Origin of the sequence: Mesorhizobium sp. M0243 (assembly GCF_040321775.1) — a bacterium.
Taxonomy (GTDB): domain Bacteria; phylum Pseudomonadota; class Alphaproteobacteria; order Rhizobiales; family Rhizobiaceae; genus Mesorhizobium.
In genome coordinates this window covers 1-16410 of the sequence record NZ_JAMYSF010000041.1, presented here as the reverse complement: position 1 = coordinate 16410, position 16410 = coordinate 1, and the positions used below count along the sequence as shown (strand labels likewise).

The 16410-nt window shown below is 61.2% G+C and carries 10 protein-coding genes and 5 pseudogenes; 7 read left to right on the top strand and 8 right to left on the bottom strand.

Annotated features, from left to right (window positions below):
* Nucleotides 1-138: 138 nt before the first annotated feature.
* From NKJ11_RS31390 to NKJ11_RS31370, 5 genes are all read right to left on the bottom strand, one after another.
* Nucleotides 139-1143: a GlxA family transcriptional regulator gene (locus NKJ11_RS31390; protein WP_352795043.1), complete on the bottom strand. Its 1005-nt coding sequence runs from the start codon at nt 1141-1143 to the stop codon at nt 139-141.
* Between the two features lie 216 nt (nt 1144-1359).
* A complete protein-coding gene (locus tag NKJ11_RS31385; protein WP_352795026.1) occupies nt 1360-1488 on the bottom strand; it encodes a hypothetical protein in 129 nt (42 codons plus the stop codon).
* A 37-nt stretch (nt 1489-1525) separates the two neighbouring features.
* Complete coding sequence (locus NKJ11_RS31380) at nt 1526-1798, bottom strand: type 1 glutamine amidotransferase family protein (RefSeq protein WP_352795025.1); 273 nt, start codon at nt 1796-1798, stop codon at nt 1526-1528.
* A 289-nt stretch (nt 1799-2087) separates the two neighbouring features.
* Entirely contained in the window at nt 2088-3275 is a 1188-nt protein-coding gene (locus tag NKJ11_RS31375) for a serine hydrolase domain-containing protein (protein ID WP_352795024.1), read from the bottom strand.
* A gap of 187 nt (nt 3276-3462) precedes the next feature.
* Nucleotides 3463-4635: a M24 family metallopeptidase gene (locus NKJ11_RS31370; RefSeq protein WP_352795023.1), complete on the bottom strand. Its 1173-nt coding sequence runs from the start codon at nt 4633-4635 to the stop codon at nt 3463-3465.
* 422 nt (nt 4636-5057) lie between these two features.
* Between NKJ11_RS31370 and NKJ11_RS31365 the strand changes: the two genes are divergently transcribed.
* Nucleotides 5058-5966 carry a tyrosine-type recombinase/integrase gene (locus NKJ11_RS31365; RefSeq protein WP_352795022.1) on the top strand — a complete coding sequence of 303 codons (909 nt, stop codon included), beginning with the start codon at nt 5058-5060 and terminating at the stop codon, nt 5964-5966.
* Between the two features lie 364 nt (nt 5967-6330).
* Here NKJ11_RS31365 and NKJ11_RS31360 read toward each other — a convergent pair.
* A pseudogene (locus NKJ11_RS31360) lies at nt 6331-7355 on the bottom strand (IS110 family RNA-guided transposase).
* A gap of 203 nt (nt 7356-7558) precedes the next feature.
* Between NKJ11_RS31360 and NKJ11_RS31355 the strand changes: the two are divergent.
* The 4 genes and pseudogenes from NKJ11_RS31355 to NKJ11_RS31340 form a co-directional block, all read left to right on the top strand.
* A complete protein-coding gene (locus tag NKJ11_RS31355; RefSeq protein WP_352795021.1) occupies nt 7559-8581 on the top strand; it encodes an IS110 family RNA-guided transposase in 1023 nt (340 codons plus the stop codon).
* Between the two features lie 49 nt (nt 8582-8630).
* Nucleotides 8631-9862, top strand: a pseudogene (locus NKJ11_RS31350) (IS256 family transposase).
* Nucleotides 9789-11115, top strand: a pseudogene (locus NKJ11_RS31345) (transposase); the annotation flags it as partial. The pseudogenes NKJ11_RS31350 and NKJ11_RS31345, both read left to right, overlap by 74 nt.
* 110 nt (nt 11116-11225) lie before the next feature.
* Nucleotides 11226-11483 (top strand): annotated as a pseudogene (locus NKJ11_RS31340) (transposase); the annotation flags it as partial.
* A 314-nt stretch (nt 11484-11797) separates the two neighbouring features.
* Here the strand turns inward: NKJ11_RS31340 and NKJ11_RS31335 are convergent.
* The gene (locus tag NKJ11_RS31335) at nt 11798-13015 is read right to left on the bottom strand and encodes an IS110 family RNA-guided transposase (RefSeq protein ID WP_352795042.1); all 1218 of its coding nucleotides are present in this window, start codon (nt 13013-13015) and stop codon (nt 11798-11800) included.
* 265 nt (nt 13016-13280) lie between these two features.
* Between NKJ11_RS31335 and NKJ11_RS31330 the strand changes: the two are divergent.
* Nucleotides 13281-13484, top strand: a pseudogene (locus NKJ11_RS31330) (transposase); the annotation flags it as partial.
* A gap of 319 nt (nt 13485-13803) precedes the next feature.
* Here the strand turns inward: NKJ11_RS31330 and NKJ11_RS31325 are convergent.
* On the bottom strand, nt 13804-15804 hold the full coding sequence (locus NKJ11_RS31325; RefSeq protein ID WP_352795020.1) for a CocE/NonD family hydrolase: 2001 nt from the start codon (nt 15802-15804) through the stop codon (nt 13804-13806).
* Nucleotides 15805-15886: 82 nt separating this feature from the next.
* On the opposite strand from NKJ11_RS31325, the gene NKJ11_RS31320 reads away from it, so the two are divergent.
* Nucleotides 15887-16225, top strand: a complete 339-nt coding sequence (locus NKJ11_RS31320) for a hypothetical protein (RefSeq protein ID WP_352795019.1) — start codon at nt 15887-15889, stop codon at nt 16223-16225.
* The last annotated feature ends 185 nt before the right edge of the window (nt 16226-16410 follow it).

Here is a 16410-nt window from a genome sequence, read left to right as displayed (position 1 = left end):
ACGATTTCGCCCGCCTCCATGCGCTGGAGAAGCTCCAGCTTTTGGCCTCATCAATAACTGGGGCATGCCCGGACGGCAAAGAGGAGCGCGTCCGTTTGGATCGATCAGCACTCTCCACTCGGCCTGTGTAGAGGCTGTCTAACTTGGCTTCTTCTTGACATCGCGGTCGGCCGCCAAGGCTTCTGAGTGTTCAGGAATTCGGGATTTTGTGTAAGCTGAACGTAAGTTCGCACTCCTACGTAGGTCCATAGGGCGTATGTTGTAAAACTCTCGAAACCACCGGGACAGATGCGACGCTGAGCCGAACCCAGCCGCCAAAGAGATGTCTGTTACCGGCTGCTCTGTGTAGATCAAAAGTTCCCGCGCCCTTTCTACCCTCAGCGACAGGTAGTAGCGGGCCGGACTGATCCCGAGGTGGATGTTGAACTGACGCTCAAGCTGTCGCGGACTAACTCGCGCATGAGTAGCAAGATACTTTATTCCGATCGGAGACTCGATATTTTCTTGCATTGCTCGGATTGCGGTCTGCATCGGCGGCGGGAGCGCGCCGAATTGCTGCAATCGTCCGCCCTGCTGATCCTCTTGCGCGTCGCGAATTCGCTCATGATGGAATTGGTTGGCAACAGCGCGTGCGATATCCAGACCGTATCGGTCAGCAATGATATGCAGCATCATGTCCATCGCGGCCGTGCCGCCAGAGCAAGTGAGCCTATTTCGATCAAGTTCATACAAGGAATAACTCATTCGAATGTTTGGAAATTCCTCCTCGAACGCGCTGCGGTTCTCCCAATGGATAGTACATCGATAGCCATCCAGCAAACCCGCTTTTGCAAGCAAATAGCTGGCGGTCGACAGCGCTCCCAGCATGACACCAAGGCGCGCAGCGCGACGCAACAAAGTTAGATACGGCTTTTGATCAGACCGATCTACACGCACACCGCCGCAAACGAACAGGGCATGGGATCGTGCAAGCACGCCGTCCACGCGTGCCCCGCTGAACACCACCCCGTTGGAAGCGGTGACCGGACTACCGTCGACTGTACATAATTCCCAAACGAAGGCTTCGCGTCCAAGCACTCGATTTGCCGCACGGAGGGGCTCCGTCGCAGATGCGAAGCTCATCATGGACATCCCGTCGACCATCAAGAAAGCGAATCTGAGGGGTCCTTCAATCGAACGGTAGAACATCACTACGGGCTCAGGGGATGAACGGGGACTTAGCAGGCAGAGGTCACCAGACAGGCCGTCAGAAACCGATGGTTATTCGGTTCGATGCACAAAAAGCCGGTGTCGCGCCAGTCTACTCCCACGCCCCGGATCAACCCGGACCCCGCAGTTGAGAACGGCCGTTCATTTGGCTTACAGGCCACCATTTTTTCCACCCGCTGACGACCGGCGCTTAGTCAAACAGGCAGCTTCCACGGCCGGCTCGAAAAAGCGCAGGAACTCCATGAACCAAGCATGTTGCGCGGCGTCATGGATGTTCATCAGCCTGTCCTGCTTGGCACGGTCCTGGGCGCCTGGTCTAACGTATTTTCCCGGGTCTTGCTGCCATCGGCGAAACACGGAGGGACTTGCCTCGGAATCCAAAGGCCTTCTCGCCGTAACGGAATGCTTGGTGCTCAAATAGCTCGCCTTTGGCCAAGAGGTCGGCGCCGGCCGGAATCTCGAATTGGTGATAGTGCGCCTCCGCGACGTGCAGCCGTTCCGGGAAATAGGCTTTCCCGACCTCGGTTGCGACGATTTCATAGTAGCCGAACTCGCCCGGATGCACAAAATGCGGCCCCAGGTCGTTCAACCCGATCCATTCGGCGTCTCTGTGCGTGCTCGACAGCTCGCGCTGAGGGCTCTCCCTCCATACTGTGGGCGGGCTCGCCGTTAAGCCAATTGTCCCACCACCTCAGCGGGACGCGGACGCCCATGAGGTAAGGGAAAAGTGTCACGGCCGAGTTGACCCGTGCCAAGAAGAAAATCTGCTGCAGGGCCTGCCAAACGAGGCCCCACCATAATGCGGATAGTTTCATGTGTGATGATGAGCGGACCAAAAATCGCGCTCGCCACCACAACCAGGACAAGCACCGCGCCAACTAGGTCCCAGATGTGTCCTGTTTAATCCGATGCTGCAAGGTCGGCCCTTCATCTGCTGCTAGGTCGGCCATCATGTGGATTAAAGGGGGGTAAAACTCCCCACTATCGCCGCTGTGGTTTTCGAAGACGGCCATATAGACCACCACGATGCCGGTATCGGGGTTAGCGAGCAGGTATTGCCCCCCAAAGCCCCCGTGGCCGATCCAAGTGCCGTTGGTCGTCGTCTGCCGGCTATAGTACATCCCCTCTCGCGGCTTTGGCCAAGGAGGTCCTGGATCTCGGCGTGTTTCTTCGATGAAGGCGGCATCGGCGACACTACGTCCGTCAACACCTTTACCTCTACGCGCGAAGAGTAGGCCGACGCGCGCGAGATCGCGGGCAGAAAGAGAGGCGCCGCCACCGAGCAACGGTACACCCTCGGGATCGCAAGCGATATGGAACGAGCCCTCAAGGCCTGCCCCCTCCACGATCTCGATGAGCCAACTGCTGAGAGGCCGCTTACTCACCCGCTCGACGATCCAGCCGAGCAGTTCGGTGCTAGCAGTCTTGTAAATCAGGTGACCGGTTCGGTTGACAAGATCGTCTCCGGTGATGCCGCGAAGGACCGAGCGGATCGTCAACTCTATCCCGTCATCGGGTGGCGAACGCAAACCTGCAGCGGCCTCCACGGAAAACCAGGGAGTAGCGCCAGGAACGTTACTGCTCTCGCTATAGTTGTTGACGACATTCATGTCGGCTACTGCCCTAACAGTCGCCTCTCCGTAGCCCGTCCCGATCTCGGGTAAATACTCTTTGACCCGTCGGTCGAGATCAAGAAGGCCATCTGCGACGCACCGGCCGAGCATGATATTCAGGGTCACCTTTGTGATTGACATGGTGGCATGCGGCCTGTCCGGTCCGAAGTCCGAAGCATAAGATTCGTATAGGACGCGATCGTCACGCGCCACAACGAATCCGGAGAAATGGGGTGCCGACAGGAACCGGGCGACGTCTGGTCGCTCACCAATAGTCCAGTCGATATCTTTCCTAAACGGAAGCACGCGTTGGGAACGAAACGACGTAACGTAACGACCGATGGTGTGCAGGTTCTGAAAACCTTGCCGGCGATAGTTTGCCAGATTCCAGTGCACATTGTTGTCGACTGGCGAAACGACGAGATCGAGGTTGGGTATCGAGACGAGCGTCATGTTGCAGGTATCCTGACTCAAATGTTGGCAGTGTATCGATAATCTACTTTAAGTAGTCATGGGCCTCTGCTACCCCCGTAAGGCTACACGTTTAAAGGAGGGCTCGTCAGCGGTTCCGCGGCTTACTTCAGCAAGAAAGGTCGCAAATCGCCGACTCTGTTGAGCGAGTTGTCGTTGCTCAGGCGCTTCATGCTGGGCGCTCGAAAAGGGCGTGCGGGACGGTGCTCATCAGCTTCCCACCATCTTCGGTAACCCGGACCGTGTCGGCCAATAGGTAGATTTCACCGCGCTCGATGAAATTAGACTCGAAGTGGAAAGTCATGTTGGCCACGAGCTCGGTATCGTTGTTGGTCGCCAAGCTCGGGCCATCAACGGTGTCAATACCAGTGGAGTAGCCCATGCGCCCCTCCTTCGTGAGGCCGTACGGCCGAATAGCCGCTTGGAATGCGCGCGCGACATCACTGCACGTCGCGCCCGGGCGCATCGCGCCGACGGCAGCGTGGAATCCCGCCATGGCACCCTCATGCCGACGCTTCCGGTGTGGTGTAACCGGGCCCATATGAGCGATCCGCGTGATTGGAGCCTCGTACCGTCGCCGGCTAGCGGTACACTGCAGATAATACTGCTGCCCCGCCGCAAATACGTCGTCCATCCACGCTTGGTGTGGCGCGTTGGCAAACTCGCCACCACGGATGTGAGGGGGCCACGACGGCGGTCCGCCGGGAATGCTCTCGGTCCCGGCGCAGAGCACCGACATGAGTGTGCCCGCCACCTCACAATGCCTCATGCCGACGGCGATCTTGTCCATGCCAGCAAGCATCGCCCGGTCTGCTATGGCGGCCGCTTCGGTCATATAAAACAGCTCACGCTCGGACTTGACCAGCCTACATGCCGATACCAGGCCGTCACCATCACGCGGCTCCTGGCCTCCCAATGCGCCGACAAGCTTCGGGTAGTCGGACAGGCCCAGCCGAGATAGTTCGACGCCAATACGCGCAGACGCTCCCACCTTGTCCTTGACGAACCGCCCGATCGGTTCCCACCCACTGGCGCCTTCGGAGCCGCCTACGTAACTTTCGGCATATCCGATAACCCGGTCCTGCGGAAGCCAGCATCCGGCGTCGGCTGCTGTGTCGGCGTCCATCTTGCGCAAGATAAAAAACGGATCGTCATCCAACGTAACGAGCAAAGCCTGCGGCTGGCTAGAAGCGGAATCGTGTCCCAGGAGATAGTACTGATTTGACTGTGAGATGACAAGCAACGCGTCCATTCCAGCATCTGACATCAAAGCACTGACTTTATCCAGGCGAGCTCTATATTCTGAAGTCTCAAACGCCTGCACAATATTCTTGCCGTTCATATAAACCTTCTTCTCCTAATTTTATCCGTCACGAGCTAGTCGAAGGCCCTGAAAGTCCCAGACCGCCGTTGGCGGTGCCACTCAGTTGAGTAAACGCATTTGATATTCCGTCTGCGTAACGTACGGAGCAAGCTTGGGAAAGTCGTCTCACGGGCGGTCAGCTTCGATGTCGCTAATATGTCGACATATTGTCGTGACTTGTCAACTGGTTTTTGAGGTAGATGAAAAAGAATCGCCCATGACCCCGTTGGTTGCGGCGCAAAGATCGCCGTCGCTGCAGTTGATGACGATGCCGTTCGCCGCTCTGCGCGGCATCGATGCCGCTGTCCCGGCATCCGCCGAGCCGATTATCTCTCCGCCAAATACGTGAACCGAGCGCGGCGGTTTGTGAGCTTTCTAGCGGAATGCGGGGTGGTAATGCCTTGAGGCAGGATACGCCGCGCGCCCATGACGACCAGATCCTTGCATTCCAAACCTGGCTGAGACGGCACCGGGGGATTTCCGAACGCACCATTTGCCGCCATGGCCGTATGGTCATGCGGCTGCTTCCCGCTCTCGGTCGTGATCCAAAGCTGTACGATGCCGGTCTCATTCGGCAAGTGGTCCTTGACGAGGCCCAACGAAGCTCGCGGGCCTACCTCAAGACGATGACGATGGCGCTGAGGGGCTACCTTAGATATCTCGCTGTCCGAGGCTTATGCCAACCAGGCCTTGATCAGGCCATCCCGGCGGTCCCGCAATGGCGATTATCGGCATTGCCGCGCTACATCTCTACCGCGGAAGTAGATCGGGTGATCGCATCGTGCGATGTCACGACGTCGCGGGGCATCCGCGACTGTGCGATCCTGCTGCTGCTCGCGCGTCTCGGCCTACGTGCCGGTGACGTTCGGGACATGCGCCTCGACGACATCAACTGGCGGGAGGAAGCCTTACGTGTCCGCGGCAAAGGACGCCGCGAGATCCGGCTTCCGCTGCCCCAGGCCGCCGGCGACGCGATCATCGATTACCTGCGAGAAGCGCGTCCAGACGCCGCCTGCGAGCAGATTTTCCTGCGGACCGTTGCACCGCATCAGCCACTGGCGAGTTCGAGCGTCTCAAGCATTGTCAGACTCGCGCTTGAGAGGGCGGGCATCGACGAAGCTCCTTCCAGAGGCGCCAATCTGCTCCGGCATTCCGCAGCGACTGCCATGCTGCTGGCTGGCGCCACGCTCGACACGATCGGAACCGTGCTTCGCCATCGATCGGTCGACACGACCGCCCATTACGCGAAGGTAGACGTCAATATGCTGCTTCAGATCGCCCAGCCTTGGCCGGGGAGCGCATCATGCTGAGCCAGGACCTTGCACGACATGCGGAACTGCAGCGGATAATGGGCTTCAAGTTCCGCGTCCAGCACACGCTGTTGCAACCACCGACCTGGCGTGCACGTCGAGCCCCACACTCCGATAGTGATGGTGTTGTCTAATCGCCGCTGGGACGTCAAGCATGTAATTGCGTCGAGACGACGCTGCCGGGTGCATGGTTGTCTTCGCGGTCGACATCAGTCGCCGCATGATGGAGCTCCGCGGACGAGCCTTCAATGTGGACGACGCACTTTGCTGAGACAGCGGTGCAACCCCATCAGCGGAATGGCTCGGCTCACGTCCCGGCAGGGACGTCTCAGGCGCTCAGATCCTGAACGCTATTCGCAAGATTTCATGCTGTGGCGCCTGCATTTCGATCAAAGAACTCACCGGTCTTGAGCATCGAATGCATTATCACCGCCAGTTTGCGCGCCACAGCCACGGCAGCTCGTTTGAAGCCAACCCTCTCCCGGAGCTTGAGGCCCCACGTGCGCAGGCTGCTGTCGATCGAGCTGCGTGTCAGGATGACCGCCGCAGCCTCATAGAGAAGTCCCCGCAAATGTCGATCGCCGCGTCGGGATATATGGCCGTCATAATCGACTTCTCCCGATTGGTAGCGCGAGTTGTCAGGCCGATCCAAGCGGCAACAGAGCGGGACTTCTTGAAGTTGCCCGGATCTTCAATGGCAGTGGCGAAAGAGGTTGCGGTAATGGCGCCGATGCCGGGGATCGACATGAGTATGCGGCATGCTTGGCTTTGACGTGCATCTGCGACAAGCTGGCGCCCAAGCTCGGCGGCACGGATGCGAATGCTGCGCCAGGCTTCCAACATCGGTAGGACGACAGGAGCAAGCTCGCTCTGATCGATAAGAAGGCTCCGGACATTCTTTTCGAATGTAGTTCCCTTACCGGCGGGAACGAGCAAGCCGAACGTTTTCATGATCCCTCGGATCTGGTTGGAAAGCTCGACGGTGATCCGGACCAGCCGAGTGCGTGCTGCCACGAGCGTGCGGGTCAACATACTGTCGAAGCCTTTCACGCGCACCTCGCGAAAGAATCCTGCTTCAGCAAGACGCGCCAAACCATCGGCGTCATTCGCATCCGTCTTGTTCGCCGCCATATCGAGAGCGGCTTTGGCATGGCGCGCATCGATGCAGATGGCTGGCAATCCCTCGGCGCGCAGCGCATGATAGAACCAAACTGACAGCGGGCCGGTTTCGAACACGACGCGCTTTGCGGCCGGCGCCCGCTTGCGGACAAGCTCGGCAATGATCCTGGGATCAGATGCGCACTTCCCGCGCCAGATCCGTTCGCCTTCACGGCGGATCGACACTGCCGTCTCTTTCATCGACACGTCGAGACCGATATATTCTTCCATGGCTGTTCTCCGTTGATGCTGGGCCCGGCGTCCAGTCGTGAGCCCGTATTTCCATCTTATCGGGGAACAGCCACCCTCCAAGGCTATGATCGGTTCCAGGGCGCGTCGCTCCCGCGATTACCCCATGTGGACGCCCCCTCGACGGCATTGATGTGCCAGAATGGTGGTGTTTGACAGCCACCGTAAGAGAGGGAGCATCCACAATGGAAGTTAACACGATCGGGTTGGACCTAGCGAAGAATGTGTTTCAGGCGCATGGAGCCGATGCGGCGGGCGCCATTGTTTTCCGCAAGCAACTGCGACGCGACAAGGTGCTTGCATTTCTCGCTGGGCAGCCGGCCTGCTTGGTCGCCATGGAGGCCTGTTCTGGGGCGCATCACTGGGCGCGCGAGATCGGCAAGCTCGGGCACACCGTTCGTCTGATCCCGCCATCCTATGTGAAGCCTTTCGTGAAGCGGCAGAAGAACGACGCCGCCGATGCCGAGGCGATCTGCGAGGCCGCGCAGCGGCCGACCATGCGCTTTGTCGCCGTGAAGAGTGAGGAGGAGCAGGCGAGTGCGGCCGTATTCCGGGCTCGTGATCTGCTGGTGCGGCAGCGCACCCAGACGATCAACGCCTTGCGCGGCCATCTCGCAGAATATGGACTGGTCGTTGCCCAGGGCCCTTCTCACACCGCCAAGCTGATGGAAAAGGTAGAGGATCCTGAGGGCGATCTGCCAAAAGCAGCCCGCCTGGCCCTCACCATGCTGGTCGATACGCTGAGATCGCTGGAGGAAAGGATCAAGCAGCTCGATGCCGAGATTGCACGGCGTGCCCGAGAGGATGAAGACGTGCGGCGGTTGGCAACAATCCCCGGCGTTGGTCCGATAACGGCAACGGCTCTGGTTGCACTGGCGCCTTGCGCCGCAATCTTCCGAAAGGGGCGCGACTTCGCCGCTTGGCTGGGCCTGACGCCGCTGCAACGCTCAACCGGCGGTAAACAGAAGCTCGGTGCAACATCGAAGATGGGCGAGCGTACTTTGCGGCGCCTGCTTATCATCGGAGCGAGCGCTGTCGTGCGTCATGCTCGTCGGCGAGGCATTCGAAAAGGATCGTGGCTTGGGCGCATGCTCGCCCGCAAGCCGCCAATGCTTGTGGTCGTCGCTCTTGCCAACAAGATGGCCCGCATCGTCTGGGCGCTCATGGCAAGAGGTGGGACCTACAGGGCTCCGGCCGTGGCAGCATAGCAGCTCGGTCTGAGGTCGTCGCAGGTGTAGGAAGGTCACACGGAGAGGTATGGCGCGACAGTCGATGAGAGACGGATCGGAAAAAAACCAGTTCAGCACAGAGCGCTTCGAGCGCGCGGTAGTGATATGGATCCGATCGGCGAACTCCCGTACGGGCCGGCGGCAAATGGAAGGCCGCATCAGAGGCCGGACAGATGTCAGCACCCGACTACGCGCCGCTATACTGCCTTTCGAAGATTCTTCTTGCGCTCACGGGGGCGTCCACAGATGTGCTGAAGGTTCTGCAAAAAGTTTTGGAGAGAGAACGGGGCTTGCTCTGAGGGGCGAGCGGCCATGGCACGGTGGTGACGTTGCGATCACCGATTCCCGTGGAAGGGGAAGTGCCATGACCAATCGAGACGTTAGACTGAGCAGAGGCGAGTTGAAAGCGTTGCTGTTGTCGGATGAGGACGGCTTTCGCCAGGCATTGCAGAGTGTCGTGCAGGAGGTTCTTGAAGCCGAGATGACGGAGGCGATCGGGGCCGAGAAAGGCGAGCGGACGGCGGAGCGGACGAGTTACCGGTCCGGCTATTACGAGCGCAAGCTGGTGACGCGGGTCGGGGTGCTGGAGCTTCGCGTTCCGCAGGATCGGGCTGGCCGGTTCTCGACGGAGTTGAGCGCTACCAGCGTTCGGAGAAGGCATTGGTGTCGGCGCTGGTCGAGATGTACGTGCAGGGCGTCTCGACCCGCAAGGTGAAGGCGGTGACGGAGGAACTGTGCGGCCACTCTTTCTCGGCCTCGACGGTGAGCGAGGCGACGATGCGGCTGGATGAGGCGCTCAAGGCGTTCTTCACGCGGCGGCTCGAGGAAAGCTATCCGTATCTCATCTTGGACGCGCGCTATGAGCGGGCTCGCGAGGCGGGCGTGATCGCCAGCCAGGCGGTGCTGGTGGCGATCGGCGTGGATTGGGAGGGCCGGCGCCAGGTTCTGGGCGTGGAGCTGGCCAACCGGGAGAGCCATTCGAGCTGGCGCGAGTTCGTGACGGGGCTCAAGAATCGCGGGCTCGCCGGCGTCGAGTTCGTCGTCTCCGACGACCATCCGGGGCTCAGGGCGGCAATCCGCGAAGTGCTGCTCGAAGCGGTCTGGCAGCGCTGCTACGTGGGGCTGTTGAATAAGTCCTCTGCCACTGATTCAAATGAGCAATCGTTGATTCGCCGGAGGATTCGCGATGCTCGGCCGGAAAGAGCGGGATCAGCTCGAATTGTTCATGACCGGCTCGCTACGACAACTTGTTCCCGATGACCATGTTCTAGCCAAGGTCGACCGTGTGCTTGATCTGTCATGGCTGCACGGCGACGTCGCGGATCTCTATTGCAATGACAATGGTCGCCCGGGCATCGATCCCGAGGTCGCAGTTCGCCTGATGCTCGCCGGCTTCCTGCTCGGGATTGTGCACGATCGCCGGCTGATGCGCGAGGCGCAGGTCAACGTCGCCATCCGGTGGTTCGTCGGCTATGGCCTGCATGAAGCGCTGCCGGATCATTCCTCGTTGACACGCATCCGCCAGCGCTGGGGCGAGGATCGGTTCCGCCGGATTTTCGAGCGCAGCGTCCAGGCCTGCATCGAGGCAAAGATCGCGAAGGGCGAGGTGGTTCATGTCGATGCTTCACTGATCCGAGCTGACGTGAGTTGGGACAGCCTGGCGGTGCGCCATATCGAGGCTGTGAGGTCGGTGAACGAGGATGCTGAGGCCGCTCTCAAAAGGAGCCGCAAGACCGGGAAGTTCAAGAAGGTCTGCGCGTCACCGACCCGGATGCCAGCATGGCCACCAATGGCCGCAATCGCCGGCTGGAGCCTGCCTACAAGCAACATGCCGTCGTTGATGATCTGCGCGGCGTGGTTCTGGATGTTGCCGTGACCACGGGCGAGATCAACGAAGGGCAGATGATCGTCGAGCGGATTGATGCCACGATGAAGGCGACGGGGCTCTCCGTCAGCACCGTCACTGCCGATGCCGGCTATGCCTATGCAAGGTTTACGGAGCTTTCGAGTCTCGCGCCATCGAAGCTTTGATCCCGGCCAAGGCTGAGCCGATCCGAAGTCCCGTACCGCTACGCCGCTTCCGCTACGACGCCAAGCACGACGTCCTCAAATGCCTGCGCGGCAAGATCCTGCGCCCGACCCGGCGGGTAAAGCACGGGCGCTTCTTCTACTCGCGCGCCCGAGACTGTGTCGGCTGCGATCTTGCTTCCATCTGCTTGTCCAAAGGGCGGGTCAACAAGGCGGTCATCCTGGGCGACGACTATCCGGCCTTGTTGCGGGCGCGCAGGCGCCGCGAGCGATGGTCGGAAGAGGACAAGCAGCTCTATCAGCGCCACAGGTGGCGCTCGGAAGGCTATCACGGCGAGGCCAAGAATTGGCACGGCCTCGCCCGGGCGGTCCGGCGCGGTCTCGGCAACATGAAAATTCAGGCCTATCTCACCGCGGCGGCGGTCAACCTGAAGCGACTGGCGGCCGCTTTGCTTGCCCATTTTCTGGGTTTGGTGATGCTTATACTCCCCCTGGAACCCGTCAACGAGCTCTGAGACGGCATACCGGCAGTTCTGAGATCAGAGCCTCCCGATGCGAGTCAACCGGCAGAAAAGCAGGCTTATTCAACAGCCCCTACGTGCACTTCCTTAGAAACGCGCTCGACTACGTGCCGCGCAAGGTCGACGACGATTGCCTGATGGAGCTCAGATGGTTCTACGACCGGCGCGACCTTGCCGAGGTCAAACGCGACCTGGCGCAGTGGATCGCCAAATGGCAGTCCAAATACCCGAAGCTGGTCAACTGGGTGGAAGACAACATCGAGGAGACGCTGAGCTTCTATCGGCTGCCGCTAGCTCACCACAAGCACATGAAGTCGACGGATGACATCGACAACCCTGATTTCGACTTTTTCGATTCCTGTTGCGTTTCTTTGTTCGGCTCAGGTGAGCCTGTTTCTTCGTCCCGGCCCACAGGATTTCCCACGCGAGCGTGTCGAGACGCAGTCAAGGCTGGCCGGTGCGATGGCGCCACGGCCGGCTGCGAGGTTTCCAGGCCACGCCTTGACTGCGTCGAGCACGGCGCCATTCTGGAGCGGACCGAGGGCGTCGGTCGTGCCGCCACATTTCCTTGTGCTATATTTGTCCGGCACGGACGACCACGTGGCAAAGAGTGGTGCGAGAGGATGAGAGTGCCGCCACGCAGCCGTTATAGTCGTTCCTCGTTTGTGGCGTCCGTGCGCCGCTTCGGCACTCGTGACCGCCAATGCCGAACCATTAGCTCGTAGGCACGTTCGGCATTCTCGGCCGCGGCTTTCTCGCTGTTTCGCAACTCCTTCACGTTGTAGGCGTAAGCCGAACCGCGGCGACCGACACCGCGCTCGCCCGGCGCGCCGGCCTTGAGAGCGAGCTGCCTCTGCTTTGCCGCCACCAGCGCCGGGCGAGCCCAGAAGTAGTCCTGCTCCTTTGTCAGCAGATGCCAGATCAACACGGCGAGCTTGCGGGCGAGTGCCACGGCTGCGACCTGATGGCCGCGCTTGTTACGGATGCGTAGGAAGAAGGCCCTGAGCGGTCCGGGCGCCTTCGCCGTCGCCCAGGCGGCCTCGACCAGCATGGCGCGGGCATGGGAACGACCATGTTTGCTGATCCGGCCATATTGCGCCAAGCCAAGACCGGATTGGCGCACACGCGGATTGAGGCCGAAGTAGCTCACCAGCTTCTGCGGTTCGCGAAACCGCCGGATATCGCCGACGGCGGCGATGATACCGCTCGCGACGATGGCATTGACGCCGGTGATCGTCTGAAGCCGCCGGACTTGCACATCATCAATCGCTTCCCGGGCGATGTCGCGATCGAGGTCGGCCAGATCCTCGGCCAGGCGGTCAATCTCGCGGATGTGGCGAGCGATGGCGGCCCGCTCGTCGTCGGGAAGCACCTGCCGCTCGAGCCAGGCGCGACCGCGATTGTTGAACAGATCGGCATGCGGGCACTTCGGCACTAGGTGCGCCTGCAGGATGCCATGCACCTCGTTCTTCACGCGCGTGCGATGCCGAACTACCTGGTTGCGCCGCGCGACGAGGCGACGAAGCCGCCCGGTCCGCTCGTCAGGTACCCAGACCTCCGGCAGAAAGCCGCTGGCATGGAGCTGCGCCAGAACGCCGGCATCGATCTTGTCGGTCTTAATCCTGGCATGGGCGATCGCCTTCACCTGCATCGGGTTGGCGACAATCACCCGGCCGACATAGGGCGACAGAACCCGCACCACCGCCATGGCGTTGCCCGTGGCCTCGACGACAACCTCATCCGTCCGTCGCAAACTGCGGCCGAACCCTTCCAGTCCCGAGCGGGTCATGTCGACCCGTCCGTGATGGCGCAGCCGGCCGTCTTCCCAAACCACCACCTCCGCAAAGGTGCGGTGGATGTCCATTCCAATCACACGTCTCATCGGCTCCCTCTCCTCAAACAGTCGGGAGCCGGCGGGCGACGCGACACCTACGGATCCGCGCTCTCGGCGCAACCGGGCAGGTCGCAGGGGCGGCCAGCTACTAACGCGAGCTCGCAGCTCATCGAATACATCGGCCTGCCCGCACTTGGCGTGCTCCCGGTGCCCCTGTCCCGGATGGTCGCACCATACGCCGAAAATCGCTCATCTCCAGCGGGGATCGGATGGCACCGTCATGATCATACCGGTTACGAACATGCTGGAGCGGCTGAACCAGGAGATCAAGCGGCGCACCCTGGTCGTTCGCATCTTCCCCAACCCGCGGAGCTGTCTGCGGCTGGTTCGGGCATTGGCGGTGGAGATCCACGAGAACTGGCTCGAGGCGACCCGCTATCTCAACATGGATCATCTGCGCGAGCACAAGAAGGAGAGCCTGAGGGCCTTGGCCGCCTGAGCACCGTTATGTGTCCGCCGCTCCGCTAAACACGGGGGCTGCGCGGCGGACACGCCGACGTCACCGCAATGCCACGCCATTTTGCAGAACTTGACGCACACAACTCACACTCCTACGCTCGGCACACGCCCGGGGCCTCCCACAAACGGTGGATAGGCCAAGTAGGCAGCCCCCGCCCGGCAACCCACGAATCTTGTGAGCGACGCCCCGGCCGCAACCGGCTTCAACGACCACCGGTCACGTCATACCGTCTAGCGTTCAATCGGGGATGCACAGGCGCTGGGCTACCGCTGGCGGTCTTGGCGGGTGCGGGGCGCGGTCAATTCATCATTTCCCCCGGGTTTGCTCGCGGAGTGCGGTCATGCCACCTGCGCTGATGAACCTGCTCTCCGTCCAGTGTGGCCGCCAGTTCGTACTCTGTGACGAAATTGTCGTCCTCCAGTTGCATGGTGCCTGTGACGCTGATCTCGACGTCCCACCCCGGTCGTTGCAACCGCACGTACCACTCTGAATCGCATCGCGCACTTGCCGGATCGTCCGAGCGGATCGAGTAGCTCATCAACTCTCGATGCTCGTACTGCAGGCCATCGGGAAAGGTTAGGCTGCATCTCTCATTTGGATCGAGGGTGAGCCGCCACTCCATGGTTTCCGGGTTGAAGTGCACCTGGCGTTCACCCGACCGAGCCGGGTACGGGTCGGCTTGCACGGGCGGCTCGAAGCGGACTGGTTCGGACGGCGCGTCGGCACCTCGCACCGGCAGGACGACCTCACTACCGGCCGGGTCGAGCGCGACCCGCGCCGGTACCGGGTGCGGCCACACCCAAGGCCAGTAGGCCGTGGAGACGCTGAGCCGGATGCGGTGTCCAGCCGGAACCTCGTAGCCGATCGCGAGCATGGGTACGGTCACGTCCACGACGGATCCGGGCGGCAGGTCGACGGTGCGGTCCATTCCCTCATGGCGCTGGAGGTTCAAGCAGCCACGGGTGACGAGCGTCGACGCGCCGTCCGGTGCGACGTCGCACAGCCGCACGATCAGGTTGGCCGCCGCCCCGTCGGCATGCAGGCGCAGCTTCGCTGCTGGCATACCGAGCACGGTGACCGGTTGTGTCAGGGGCGCGGTGTCGAAGCACACTGATCGGCCGTCCTCCTCGCGCTGGTCCGGCGGCAAATCAGCCGGGCCGCCGCCAGGCATGAAGCGGCCCGCGTCAATTCCGCAGTGCTGGGGCGTGTCCACCGGTACCAGGTCCACACCGATAGCGTCGCGGCAGAACATGTCGCCGAGCCCCATGGTGCGCGTGGTGACGTTCGGTGAGGGCCAGGAGGGTTCGGTCACCCACCGACCGGGGCGCGTGGCATAGCGGGTGGCGGGTGGGACCGCGTCCTGGAGGTAGGCACGGAGCGCCGGATCGTCCTCCACACCCGTTGGGACGTCCTTGAGGTAGCGGTCCCACCAGCGCAGTGTCTCCTGGAGGAACCCGATCGCCGGTCCGGGATCGTGCGCCATGTCCGGGTACTGGTGCGCCCAGGGCCCGACGATGCCCTTGACCGGGCTGGAGAGATTCTCGAGCAGCCGGAAGACAGTGTCGCGGAAGGAGTCGGCCCAGCCGCCCACGGCGAGGACCGCCGCCTTGATCGCACCGTAGTCCTCACACACGCTTGCGTGCTTCCAGTAGTCATCGCGCTCCTGATGCGACAGCCAGGTGGACGACCACGGCTCGAGCGCCTGGAGGCGCTGCAGCCACTGCTCCTTCCACGCCGGTCCGACGCGGGTCGGATCCGGTGGACGGGCGGTGTTCTTCAGCGCGCCTGTGCCCCAGTTGATCGCGTCGCTGACTGCGCCGCCGAAGTAGTGCACTTCGTTGGCGTAGCGGTCGTCCGTGGAGCAGACCGTGACGATGGCCTTCAGTGGCTCTGGAGCGAGCGCGGCCACCTGCAAAGCGCTAATGCCACCCCACGAGATGCCGAACATGCCCGCCCGGCCGTTGCACCATGGTTGCGCGGCCAGCCAGTTGATCACCTCAACCCCGTCGGCAATCTCCTGCGCGGTGCACACGTCGCTCATCAGACCCTCGGAGTCACCCGAGCCGCGCATGTCAACCCGGACCGACGCATACCCATGGGCGGCATACCAGCTATGACGCGGCGCATCGCTCGGTGCGGTCACGTCGCCTTTGCGGTAAGGGATATACTCCAGCAACGCCGGCACAGGCTGATCGACCTTAGGCAACCAGATCCGAGCCGAGAGCCGGACCCCATCCGAGAGCTCGATCAACACGTGGTCGCGCACCTCGACCTCAACCGCCGCATTCTTGTCGTTCATATAAACCTTCTTCTCCTAATTTCGTTATCCGTCACGAGCCAGTCCAAGGCCCTTAAGTCGCAGACCGCCGCTCGTCGCACGGGTGGTCAACTTCGATGTCGCCAGTAATGTCGACATATTGTCGTTACTTGTCAACTTTTTTCAGGTCGATGAAAAAGAAACGCCCATCACCCCGTTGGCCCGCGAAAAGGCAAGCGCGTACGCGGTCGCAAAGGCGGCAAAGCACCTGAGCAGTTATTCTGTATTCAGCTTTGCGAATCAGTGGCACGGCGGAGCGCCAGATAAGTCTCGATTCGGCGAAAGGCGGGCAGCTGCCGTTGTCGCCGAGGCAAAGCAGCTCGCCACGCGCCTTGACCGCTTTCAATGTGTCGCCGCCGGCGGCGGATGCAGCCGCCGCAATCAGCTTAGAAAGTCGATATGATACGACATGTGTTGACATTCAATCGTGACGCCTGAAAGCGGAGGAATTTAGGCTTTTCAGATTTTTTCGCTTGCCCTCCGCCGACGACTGATACCAAGACTCATGGGGTTTGACCGACATGGGCCCATTGGCGCATCCCGATTGATGTGATGGTCTCGGAAGCTGCGAGGAGTTTCTGCCAGGCG

What these genes read in the sequence shown, in the direction of transcription:
- NKJ11_RS31390 (WP_352795043.1), bottom strand. Translation starts at nt 1,143, where the DNA reads ATGGTCGACGGGATGTCCATGATGAGCTTCGCATCTGCGACGGAGCCC.
- NKJ11_RS31385 (WP_352795026.1), bottom strand. Translation starts at nt 1,488, where the DNA reads ATGAACATCCATGACGCCGCGCAACATGCTTGGTTCATGGAGTTCCTG.
- NKJ11_RS31375 (WP_352795024.1), bottom strand. Translation starts at nt 3,275, where the DNA reads ATGACGCTCGTCTCGATACCCAACCTCGATCTCGTCGTTTCGCCAGTC.
- NKJ11_RS31370 (WP_352795023.1), bottom strand. Translation starts at nt 4,635, where the DNA reads ATGAACGGCAAGAATATTGTGCAGGCGTTTGAGACTTCAGAATATAGA.
- NKJ11_RS31355 (WP_352795021.1), top strand. Translation starts at nt 7,559, where the DNA reads ATGGAAGTTAACACGATCGGGTTGGACCTAGCGAAGAATGTGTTTCAG.
- NKJ11_RS31335 (WP_352795042.1), bottom strand. Translation starts at nt 13,015, where the DNA reads ATGGACATCCACCGCACCTTTGCGGAGGTGGTGGTTTGGGAAGACGGC.
- NKJ11_RS31325 (WP_352795020.1), bottom strand. Translation starts at nt 15,804, where the DNA reads ATGAACGACAAGAATGCGGCGGTTGAGGTCGAGGTGCGCGACCACGTG.